A 10,363-nucleotide genomic window follows, 5' to 3' on the forward strand; every position below is an offset into this window, starting at 1 on the left:
ATGCTTTACTCAGAATCAGCAGGAGAAAAAGCCACGGCCCGAACCCAAAAAGGATTCGGGCCGTAGCTCTTTCAAGGCAGCCGCGAAATTTTTTTTTCGAGGGTGTCCCCTCAAAAGTAACCGTTCATGATAATCAATTAGTAAACACCGTAAATCAACGGTAAATTACACAAAAACAATCACATAGCGGCATAATTTCCCACTCTTCAAAAAACAGCCCTGCAGGGAAAACAAAAAGCGAAAGTTACTCCTGAAAAATCCTCAAACGCTGCCGCCGAAGCCGCAACATCTAGCTCTCTGATTCCTTACGAGAGCGCAGAATCGATGCGTGGGGTTACGGCGAGCTGGACGAGCTGAGCGGGTGCAATGCCGGGAACGGCATCGACGGGATAACCAAGGCGTTTCCATGCATCGTAGCCGCCTTTGAGAGGGCGGACGCGTTCAATGCCGAACTTCTGGAGCTCTAGCGCGGTTTTGGCGGCAGTGATTTCGCCAGGGCAGGCGCAGAAGACAACAACATCGGTGTCGCGGGGGACATCGGCAGCCCAATGGCGCACAGCGTTGGCGGCTACTGAGCGCGCGCCAGGCAAGGTGAAGGGGTCTTCGGCAAGTTCGAGGGGATGGCGGAGATCCACGATGTAGACGGGCTCGCCAGAGTCGATGTGCAGCTTGAGCTCTTCGGGGTCAAGACGCGAGGCGGCGAGGCGGCGAAGCGTGCGATGACGACGCCAGAGACGAAAAAGAAAGAAGCCAATGACGCCGGTGATGAGCAGCGCTCCGGAAAAACGTCCGGCGGTATCGAGAAGGCCAGGGTTGCGCTTGAGAGCATCGCCGAAGAGCCTGCCGCAGACTAGAAGCGTCCCAATCCATATCGTCGAACCCAGGGAGTCAAGGGCAAGAAACTCGATGTAGCGCATGCTGCTGCGACCGGCGAGAGGCGACATAACGGTTGCCACTCCAGGCACAAATTTGCCGAAGACGATCGTAAGCTGGCGGCGGCCGCCGAGGGAGTTTTCTGTTTTGCGTACGCAGACCATAGGTTCGAGCGAAAACCTGCAGAGGAGACGGACAACGCCCTGGCCGTAGCGGCGGCCAATGAAGAACCATGTGCTGTCGGCGACGGCGCAGGCGGTCAGGCCGGCGAGGAGAACTAGCCAGAAATTGAGCTCATGCTGCGTGGAGAGCGCTCCAGCAGCGAGCAGCACTGGGGCGGCGGGCAGGGGGATGCCAATCTGTTCGGTAAGAACCCACGCGAACAGCACCGCATAGCCGTAGACGTGCAGAATGTGAAGGGGCAGCTCCATGAACCGGTCAGAAAACCTCACAAAGAATTGGACTACAACTCAAACTGCAAAGCAATGATTCTCTTTTCAGCTATATGATGAAGTCGCTTGCCTATTCGATGAGCAGTAAGTGAATTGGGTTCATCGGGAGTTCCACACAAAGAATAAGGCCACCGCGCAGGTGGCCTTTGTTGAAATATGCGAATTCTCTATTGGTTGGCGGCTTCCGGCACGGGCTGGGCAACGGAGGCGTCTGCCTGTACACCTTTGGCAACGAAGTAGTTGTGATCCCACAGGGCGCGATAGAACGCTCCAGTAAGCTCCGCGGCGCGTGGACCGAAGGTAGGCCGTCCGCCTTCGAGAAGGAAAACCGTAACCAGGCCGCCCTGCGGAGTCTGCGAAAAGGATGCAAACCAGCCGAGGCGCGTGCCCAGGTTGGAGCAAGTGCCTGTTTTGCCGAAGACGGGCAGTTCCGTAAAGCTGGTGCGCAGGCGCCGGGCGGTTCCGTACTCGACGGCTCCGGACATGCCTTCTTCAAGCTCCGGAATGAACTTCGCGATGTCAAGCTGGCGTTTGATGCGGGGAGCAAACGCGGCAACATCTTCCGGCGTGGTGGGATGCTGAAGATAGTAGAGCGTGCCGCCGTTTGCAAGAGCGGCGACATAGGCGCCGAGCTGGAGCGGGGTCAGCGAAACACCCTGGCCGAAGCTGCACATGCGGCCAACGCCGCCTTCCGACTCTGGAAGAGGCTGATCTGGGTAAGAACCAAGCTGTTCGCCTGGAATGTTGAAGCCGGCCAGTTCGCCAAGACCGAACTCGCGGGCATAGTGCTCGACGCGCTCAAAACCGAGCTGGCGGCCAAGGGCCTCAAAGTAGAGGTTGTTGCTTTTGGCCAGCGCCTGGGTCATGTTCATGCGGAAGCCGGCGAGCTGGACCATGGTATCGCGGGTAACGATGCCCTCGGAGAGCGCGGCCATGCCTACGGTGATCTTGATGGTGGAACAGGGCTCGGCCCCAGGCGAAAGGGCGAGCTTCTGGTTGACCATGGCGAGGATGCGGCCGCTGGCGGGATTGATGACGACGGCTGTGCCATTCATGCCGCCGAGGGCGTCAATGGCAGCCTGACGGACAACGGGATCCTCGCCGGTAGTGACATCGGCTGCAAAAATATCGGAGGTGGCGAAGGAGTTGCCGGTAAAGCGCTCGTAGACGCGATGGGTGGAACGAAGGCTGGCGGTGCGAAGTGCAACACTGCCATGCGCGGAACGAACTGCAGTATGAGCAGAGGCCCTGGCGGCAGGATGCGCGGCAGCGGCCGGAGCATGGGTAGCTGTTGTGGCGGCATGATGCGCTGTACTATGTGGCTCGACGAGATGAGGTGTCTTGCTATGGTGCAGCGTATGCGGGGTGTTGAGCGCAAGCGCGGCAGTCGCGCCGTATGCTGCAAAACCCAGAAACAACGTGGCTTGAGAAATCCTCATCCGGAGCAACCTCTGCGGAAAATCGAGTTCCGAACCATCCAGCGCTGCTCGCATGCGCGGGCTTGTTACAACTATCGGCTTTTCAGCGGACTATTTTCATAGCCGGCTGCAAAAAGCTTTTAGCTCTACTGCCAAATAGTGCGTCGGCAGCGCCAAACGTTCCCAAAACAACACACTCAGCGTGTAGCAAGTTGTCTGAAATGCATACAGCAAAACGGACAGTTGGCGCGAGGGCTTTCAGTTCTCTTGCGTTTCTCTTGCTCTAGCACTCAAAACGAATCAATTGACTGGATAGAAGCACTATACAGTGCGATGGCTTCCATGCAAGCCTGAAAATTGACTAAAACGCGCCGAAGTTCCCTGAAAAGCATGACCTGCGCGTTCTGTGCCAGTCGAGCAATCTGTGACCGGAAGATCATTCAGGCGCTCTTCCCATTATGGGATATAAACCGATTTTTTACCACTTGTTGCGGTCACAAAAGTTGTCTGCGCCACCGCTAAAAGAGAGGCGAGCGGCGCATGAATGTGGGAACCTCGAGATCTCGATCACGGTCCGCGTTTTCTTCAAAAAGCGCGCCGCTTGGCAGCGGACGGCGCTCTTCCAGAGATGAGGGGTAGCTCAATCCGTTCTCGCCGGCCGGCGAAGTGTACTGCTGAGCCATTTCAGCAAATTTAGGCGCGACAACGACCGGCTCAGCGAATGCAACCTCGTCCCCGTGCATGGAGATTGCAGGCTCGGCTTCATGCGTTGCTTGGACCGCTCCCGGCATACGCAGGACGGGCACGAGATCTTCTTCCTCATCCTCACTCATGAAGCGCGGGCGCGGCTCGGGAACATGAGCGTGGGCCATGACCAGCTCCGGCTCCGGTTCAGAAACCGGAACAGGCTCGGCAGTGGGTGCGGCCTTTCCGGCGCGTGCGGCTGTCACCGGGGCAGACTCACGAAGCCAGTTGTCAGGCGCGACTACGGGCACGGAAAGGATGGGAGTTTCATCGACGCTCAACATGCGGGCGCGGCGCTCGGGCATCTGGTCCTTGAAGCCTGTGGCGATCACGGTGATCTTTACTTCATCGCCCATACGCTCGTCGAGGACTGCGCCGAAGATGATGTTTGCATCTTCATGCGCGGAAGATTCGATCAACGAGGAAGCCGCGTTGACTTCCGAGAGCTTCAAGGCGCTCGATCCGGTGATGTTGATGAGGATGCCACGCGCACCGTCAATGGCCCCCTGCTCAAGCATCGGCGATGCCATGGCGGCCTGCGCGGCTTCCACTGCGCGGTTTTCACCGGAGCGGACGGCGGTGCCCATGACAGCATGGCCCATGCCGGCCATGGTGGTCTTTACGTCGGCAAAGTCGCGATTGATGATGCCGGGGATCGTGATGATGTCGGAGATGCCTTGAACACCCTGGCGAAGGACATCGTCGGCAATGCGGAAGCTCTCGAAGAAGCCGGCGTCTTTGGCGACGGCGAGAAGCTTCTCGTTGGGGATGACGATCATGGTGTCGACGCTCTCCAGCAGCTCCTTGAGGCCGCGCTCGGCCTGCTGGAGGCGGCGCTTGCCTTCAAAGCCGAAGGGCTGGGTGATGACGGCGACGGTGAGGATACCCATCTCGCTGGCGAGCGAGGCGATAACGGGAGCCGCGCCTGTGCCGGTGCCGCCGCCAAGGCCCGCTGTGACGAAGACCATGTCCGCGCCTTCGAGGGCCTCAATGATCTTTTCGGAATCTTCGAGAGCGGCGCGGCGGCCCACGTCGGGGTTTGCGCCGGCGCCGAGGCCGGCGGTGAGCCGAACACCGAGTTGAAGCTTGACGGGGGCTTGGCAGAGCTTGAGGGCCTGAACGTCGGTGTTAGCGGCGATAAACTCGACGCCTTCCATTTTGGCCTGGATCATGCGGTTGACGGCATTGCCGCCACCGCCGCCGACGCCGATAACCTTGATGCGCGCGCCGCGCGGCGACTCATCGTGATATTGAATCCGCATTTCGCCTGCTTCGTTTCTTGATTGATCCATAGCGCTGTGCCTCCCTGGTGAGGTAATTCCCTTCTCTAATAGCTGGCCGCGAATATCGATCGCAGCCTGGCGCGTAAACCGTTCTTCTCCGCCGCGCGCGAGACGCGCGTTCGGTGAGCGTACAAGAGCAACCCGATGGCGGTGGCGTATGTGGGGCTTGCCAGATCGCCGGGCATGTTGGAGAGCCTGACAGGCATGCCGGTGCGAGCGGGCACGCGGAGCTGGCTCTCGGTGACATCGAGCATTCCGGGGAGCTTTGCGCCGCCGCCGGTGAGGACGCAGCCGGCTCCGAGAGCGTCGAAGACGCCTCCCTGACGCAGGCTTTCCTTGACGAAATACAGCAGCTCGCGAGCGCGCGGCTCGAGAATTTCCGCAATGGTGCGGAGCCGCAGCAACTGCGGCTGCGGATTTGCGATTTCGATTTCGGCAGTCTGTGGCACGGCAGTAACGACGGCGTGGCCGTACTGGCGCTTAAGCTCTTCGGCTTGTGAGAGCGGCAACTGCAAGCCGACTGCGAGATCGTTGGTAAAGTGCGCGCCGCCGATGGGAACCGAGCCTGTATGAGCGACTGCGCCTTCAAAGAAGACGATGAGATCGGTGGAGTGAGCGCCAACATCGATGAGACAGACGCCAAGCTCGCGCTCATCGACCGAGAGCGTGGATTCGGCGGCGGCGATGGACTCAAGAACGGCTTCCGTAACTTCAAGGCCGGCGCGATTGGCGCAGGTAACGGTATTTTGCAGTGCGGAGCCTGAGCAGGTGGCGATGTGCAGATCGACTTCGAGGCGCGCGCCGATCATGCCGATAGGGTCGAAGATGCCGGGCTGCTCATCCACAATAAACTGACGCGGAAGAAGATGAAGAATTTCCCGGTCGGGCGGGCGCTCCACCGCGCGGGCGCGCTCGACGGCAGTGCGGACGTCTTCGCGGGTGATCTCGCGCATGCGACCGGCGAGATCGAAGCCGCCGTTTGAGTTGACGCCGCGGATGTGTGGACCGCCGACGCCAACGACGCAGGAGTCGATATTGACGCGGGCGGAGATCTCGGCCTTTTCAACGGCAGACTTGACGACTTTGGCTGCGGGGCCGAGATCCGAAATCATGCCTTTACGCATCCCCGCGGATGCAAGCGTGGCGTGACCGCGATAGCGCAATGCTCCCTCATTGAGATCACCGGCGAGAACGCGTGTCTCCGCGCTGCCTACGTCGAGCACTACGATCAGATTTTCTTCTGTCTGGCTCATCGTTGGCTCACTCGTCCCATTTACTCGCGGTCTGGTTTGCGGTCTTGGATGCCGGTGTATTGCTGGCTATCCGGCGGGTCTGCGGATGCTTCTTTGTGTCTTTACGGACAGCAGGCTTGGGCTGAGTTTTATTAGCTGCGGCGGGCGTCTGGCCGCTTGCAGGAGCAGGATTAGCCGCTGCAGAGGGCTGGCCGTCAGCGCTGCTGGTGGAGGCCGGTGCGTCGGCTGTTGCGCCAGAGGCCATTTGCACAACTACCTGGTGGTCGTAACGTAAATCTACGCCGGCAAGATGCGGATACTGCTGGCGCCACTCAGCGATGTATGACTTGTAACGCTGGTAGCGGTCGAGGAAATGATCGCTGCCGAAGTGCGCGAGGATGTCGTGCCCCGGTTCGGTCATCAGCACGCGGGCATCTTCAGGATCTGTGAGATCGATCTCGGAGATCTGATTCGAGAAATGCTGGCCGCTGGAATCGAGATCGCGCATGAGGCGCTGATAGACGACCATGCGCGCCTTGCGCGAAGGTTGCGGGTCTCCTGCATCGATGCCGGTGATGACGGGAAAGGAATAATGATGCTGAGTCATGGTGGCCGCGCGCATGGTGAGCAGGACGCCATCGGCATCGACGAGACCGATCTGCTGGCCCTGACGAACCAATGCGATGGGTGTGCGCTCGACAACGCTGATGCGAATGCGGTCGGGCAGGATGCGCATGACGGAGGCGCGCTGGATCCAGGGAATCTGCTCAAGCTGCTTGCGGCGATCGCTGAGATTGACGAAGAAGATGTTCCGGCCGATGTCCTCGCCGAAGACGGGAAGCAGATCGGCGCGAGAGACCTGACTCAGGCCGGCGGCTTCAATGTTGGCGCTTCCGGCGATGCGGAAGCGGGCGTCGCGCTCAAGGTATCTTTTCGCCGTAAGCCAGCAGGCGATACCGCCGACCACGATCACCAATACGCCGAGGAGAAGAAAGATGCGGCCAGCTTTACTGGCCGGACGCCACCAGGGACGCGACTGCGCTCTGAATTGCTTGCGCGGGCGCGGAAGATCGTACTCGTCGTTCTCCGAAGCGTCAGGAGCGCGGCGTGAGCGGGCCGCCGGAGACGGCGTCTGACGGCTGCGCCGGAAGCGCGAGTCGTTCGGTGCGTCGTCCTCCCAGGGGAGAGTGCCGTTTTGGTTGATTCGTTCTATAGTCACGCCTCGCGCACGGCGCGTGAGATTCGCCAGACCTCATTATGGGGCGCATTGGAGCGCGGAACCGCTGCAGAGGATGCGAGAGGAACCTGTGCGGTTAATGAAAATAAGGCAGGGACTCAGGAACCAGGAGACAAAGAGGCTGGGTGCGCTGCGACAGGTTAAGCTGAGGGCATGACAAAGGTCATTTGCAAGTGGGCCGCAGCGTTGGTTTTGCTGTTGGCTGTGGTTATTCCCTGCTCTGCGCAGCCTGCGCCTGCGTACGAATACTTTCGTGTTGGCAATGCGGCGGAGGCGCAAGTGAAACCGCAGGCCGGGTATGCGCTGATGGGCGGCGGAGAGGATCTGGATGAGGCTTTCCAGTGGCTCTGTGCGAGGGCCAATGGCGGCGATCTGCTGGTGCTGCGGGCGACGGGAACAGATGCGTACAACGAGTACATTCAGAAGCTGTGCCATCTGAATTCCGTGGCGACGGTGGTGATTCCGAACCGCGAGGCGGCGAATGATCCGTTTGTAGCGAAGACGATTCGCAGTGCCAGCGCGATCTTTATAGCGGGCGGGGATCAGGCGAACTATCTCAACTTCTGGGAACGTACGCCGGTGCAGACAGCGCTGAACGATGCGATTGCGCGCAACGTGCCGCTGGGGGGAACGAGCGCGGGGCTGGCGGTGTTAGGTGAGTACGCTTACACCGCGCAGGGAGACAAGCCGAAAGATCCTGATCTGGATTCAAAGATGGCGTTGCATGATCCGTATTCGCAGCGAGTGACACTGGCCCGGGGATTTCTCGATATTCCGGTGCTGAAAGGTGTCATTACGGACACGCATTTTGCGAAGCGTGACCGGATGGGTCGGCTGCTGGTGTTTCTGGCCCGGCTGGATGAGCCGGATGGCAAGGCTGTTCCTCCCAGAGCTACGGCGCTTCGTGGTGTTGGCGTCGAGCAGGGAGTATCGGTCCTGCTTGAGCCTGACGGGCAGGCGTCTGTTGTTGGCAAAGGCTGCGCGTACTTTATTGGTTTGCCTGCTGAGAGCGAGGGTTTGATTCGCCGAAATACTCCGCTTACGTTTGGCCCTTATGCTGTGCAAAAGGTGGCGTCCGGGCATGGGTTCAATCTGAAGAGCTGGACTGGAGATGCGACGCGTTATTCGCTGTCCGTCAAGGATGGCGTGATTAGTTCCACGCAGGCGGATGGGGCGATCTACTGAGAGCACAAGCTAAAAGGCCTCCCATGATGGGAGGCCTTTTTTATTCTGAAAGCTTTATCGCGAACGGGGCGAGCGGTCGGTCTCCGGCAGGCGCTCTTCAATGAGCTTGCCGCGCCTGGCGGCAATGCCGCTGAGATAGGTAGGAATTGGGGTCGCCGTAAGAACCAGAACGAATGCGATGAAGGAAAAACAGATGGCGGCGACAGCGGCCGAGACAAGCATCTGGTACATGGAGATGGGGTCGAGGCCGAGGATATTGAAGGCCACATGCTCCATAGGCTTGATGTGCATAATGGTCGCGAGCGCGAAGAGGGAGAACATGACTGCCAGCGAGGTGAGCACGGCGAGCGATACATCGAGCGAGCGGTGAAACTTGAGACGCGCGCGACAGTGGCTGCACTCAACGAAGTGCTGCTCATAATCACGACGCATTTCGGGCGAGATTCCCGAGATGTCATAGCGCCAACTGGCGAGAATTGCGCCAACTACGGGATCGCTGCATCGGGTACGTGCCATGGTTATCACTCACTTTACAAGAAATTCAATGAATACGAGGGTTCAGGCCGCGCTGCGGAATCTGAACAGTACATCCATTAGACTCAATATTCGGCAACAGGATTCTTCCTGCAAGTGACACAAATCACAAAGCAAAGCGAAGTGCGTTGGCCTTTACCGAGCCAAACCTGACTGCATTGTAGGTGACCTATCCTTACGATTGTAACGTAACCATACGGTAAACGGTGGGAGAAATTATTGCAGGGCTGAAACCTTCTCGGATGCGTGTCTCGCCTCGATTGAGTCTGGCTTCCAGATGCGGCAAGCCGTCGCATCCCAAAATTTGTCAAGCCCTTTATCGGAAAATATTTTCTAAACCACTGATTCTAAAACGTAAAAAACTTTGCCCACTTTGCACATTATTTCGCGCAATCTGTCATACTCATAATCAGTAGAGAAAACCACGGCCCAAATCCCTCCGGATTCGGGCCGTTTTACATTTCAGACAGGAAGAATTTTTTCGGAAACTACCAGAATCTGTGGTTCTGTGGCCTGGGCAGTTGCACAGATCCGAAATGAGGATGGCATAAAGATTTCTCCAGAAACTGTGCAAATGTCCACAACCAACACAAAAAACATCACTTGCGAACCTGTGCAGCACAGGATAACTACTGTTGAAACGCCTAGAACTCGATGGGGGGCATGCACTCGTGCTGATGGGCTAGCAGGAGGCGGTTGCCCAGGAGGGTAGAGATGGCCGAGGATGACCCAGGCTGCGCCGCCGTCGTAGCCGGATTCGAGGAACTCTGCTGTGGCGTCATTGGAGAGGTGGCCGACGCGGGAGAGGACGCGCTGCTTGATCTGCCAGGGATACGGGCCGTCGCGAAGCATTTCGAGGTCGTGATTGGATTCGATCATGAGGAGATCGAGATTTTTTAGCTGGGCTTTGACGTTGGGCGGGATGTAGCCGAGGTCGGTGGCGAGAGCCATGCGGATGCCTTCGGCCTGGAAGACGAAGCCGACGGGGTCAGAGGCGTCATGCGGAATGGTGAAGGGGCTGATGGCGATGTCGCCGATCTGGAAGGGCTGGCCTGCGGCGAAGTATTGGACCAAAGGGAGCCAGGCGTGGTCTTTTTGGGGCTTAGCTTCTTCTTCAGCGCAGGCGGCTACGGCGACGGCTTCCGTTGCTTCGGATTGCGCCTGACGCTGTTCGAGCCACTGGGCGTAGGTCATGGTGCGTTTGGGGGTGAGGTCGCGGACCCAGGCACGATGGGTCATTTCCGTAAAGTAGACGGGGATGCCGAGCTTGCGGGCGGTGACGGCGAGGCCGTTGATGTGGTCCTGATGCTCGTGGGTGATGAGGATGGCGTCGAGGGTGCAGGGGTCTTCTCCGGCGGCTTTCATGCGCTTGAAGAGCTCACGGCAACTTACGCCGGCATCGACG

8 protein-coding genes are annotated in these 10,363 nt (G+C 58.8%); 1 reads left to right on the forward strand and 7 read right to left on the reverse strand.

Going from position 1 to position 10,363, the window contains the following annotated elements:
- Positions 1 to 305: 305 nt before the first annotated feature.
- From ABSG47_RS18735 to ABSG47_RS18755, 5 genes are all read right to left on the reverse strand, one after another.
- Entirely contained in the window at positions 306 to 1,304 is a 999-nt protein-coding gene (locus ABSG47_RS18735) for a VTT domain-containing protein (RefSeq protein WP_424171357.1), read from the reverse strand.
- 188 nt (positions 1,305 to 1,492) lie between these two features.
- Entirely contained in the window at positions 1,493 to 2,764 is a 1,272-nt protein-coding gene (locus ABSG47_RS18740) for a penicillin-binding transpeptidase domain-containing protein (protein WP_424171360.1), read from the reverse strand.
- 497 nt (positions 2,765 to 3,261) lie between these two features.
- On the reverse strand, positions 3,262 to 4,779 hold the full coding sequence (gene ftsZ / locus ABSG47_RS18745) for a cell division protein FtsZ (protein WP_424171363.1): 1,518 nt from the start codon (positions 4,777 to 4,779) through the stop codon (positions 3,262 to 3,264).
- Positions 4,780 to 4,814: 35 nt separating this feature from the next.
- A complete protein-coding gene (gene ftsA / locus ABSG47_RS18750) occupies positions 4,815 to 6,023 on the reverse strand; it encodes a cell division protein FtsA (protein ID WP_424171366.1) in 1,209 nt (402 codons plus the stop codon).
- A 7-nt stretch (positions 6,024 to 6,030) separates the two neighbouring features.
- Positions 6,031 to 7,221 (reverse strand): cell division protein FtsQ/DivIB, encoded by a 1,191-nt coding sequence (locus ABSG47_RS18755; RefSeq protein ID WP_424171369.1) that lies wholly within the window; start codon positions 7,219 to 7,221, stop codon positions 6,031 to 6,033.
- Between the two features lie 171 nt (positions 7,222 to 7,392).
- Between ABSG47_RS18755 and ABSG47_RS18760 the strand changes: the two genes are divergently transcribed.
- Positions 7,393 to 8,424: a cyanophycinase gene (locus ABSG47_RS18760; protein ID WP_424171372.1), complete on the forward strand. Its 1,032-nt coding sequence runs from the start codon at positions 7,393 to 7,395 to the stop codon at positions 8,422 to 8,424.
- Positions 8,425 to 8,478: 54 nt separating this feature from the next.
- Here the strand turns inward: ABSG47_RS18760 and ABSG47_RS18765 are convergent, their stop codons facing one another.
- Both ABSG47_RS18765 and ABSG47_RS18770 read right to left on the reverse strand, forming a co-directional pair.
- Positions 8,479 to 8,940, reverse strand: coding sequence for a hypothetical protein (locus ABSG47_RS18765; RefSeq protein WP_424171375.1), 462 nt, complete (start codon positions 8,938 to 8,940; stop codon positions 8,479 to 8,481).
- 480 nt (positions 8,941 to 9,420) lie between these two features.
- A partial coding sequence (locus ABSG47_RS18770) for an MBL fold metallo-hydrolase (RefSeq protein ID WP_424171377.1) occupies positions 9,421 to 10,363 on the reverse strand: 943 nt, incomplete at its 5' end.

Origin of the sequence: Occallatibacter sp. (assembly GCF_049510455.1) — a bacterium.
Classification (GTDB): domain Bacteria; phylum Acidobacteriota; class Terriglobia; order Terriglobales; family Acidobacteriaceae; genus Telmatobacter.

Bases quoted from the DNA above. Each gene is read 5' to 3' on its own strand.
- ABSG47_RS18735 (WP_424171357.1), bottom strand. From the start codon at position 1,304: ATGGAGCTGCCCCTTCACATTCTGCACGTCTACGGCTATGCGGTGCTG.
- ABSG47_RS18740 (WP_424171360.1), bottom strand. From the start codon at position 2,764: ATGAGGATTTCTCAAGCCACGTTGTTTCTGGGTTTTGCAGCATACGGC.
- ftsZ (WP_424171363.1), bottom strand. From the start codon at position 4,779: ATGGATCAATCAAGAAACGAAGCAGGCGAAATGCGGATTCAATATCAC.
- ftsA (WP_424171366.1), bottom strand. From the start codon at position 6,023: ATGAGCCAGACAGAAGAAAATCTGATCGTAGTGCTCGACGTAGGCAGC.
- ABSG47_RS18760 (WP_424171372.1), top strand. From the start codon at position 7,393: ATGACAAAGGTCATTTGCAAGTGGGCCGCAGCGTTGGTTTTGCTGTTG.
- ABSG47_RS18765 (WP_424171375.1), bottom strand. From the start codon at position 8,940: ATGGCACGTACCCGATGCAGCGATCCCGTAGTTGGCGCAATTCTCGCC.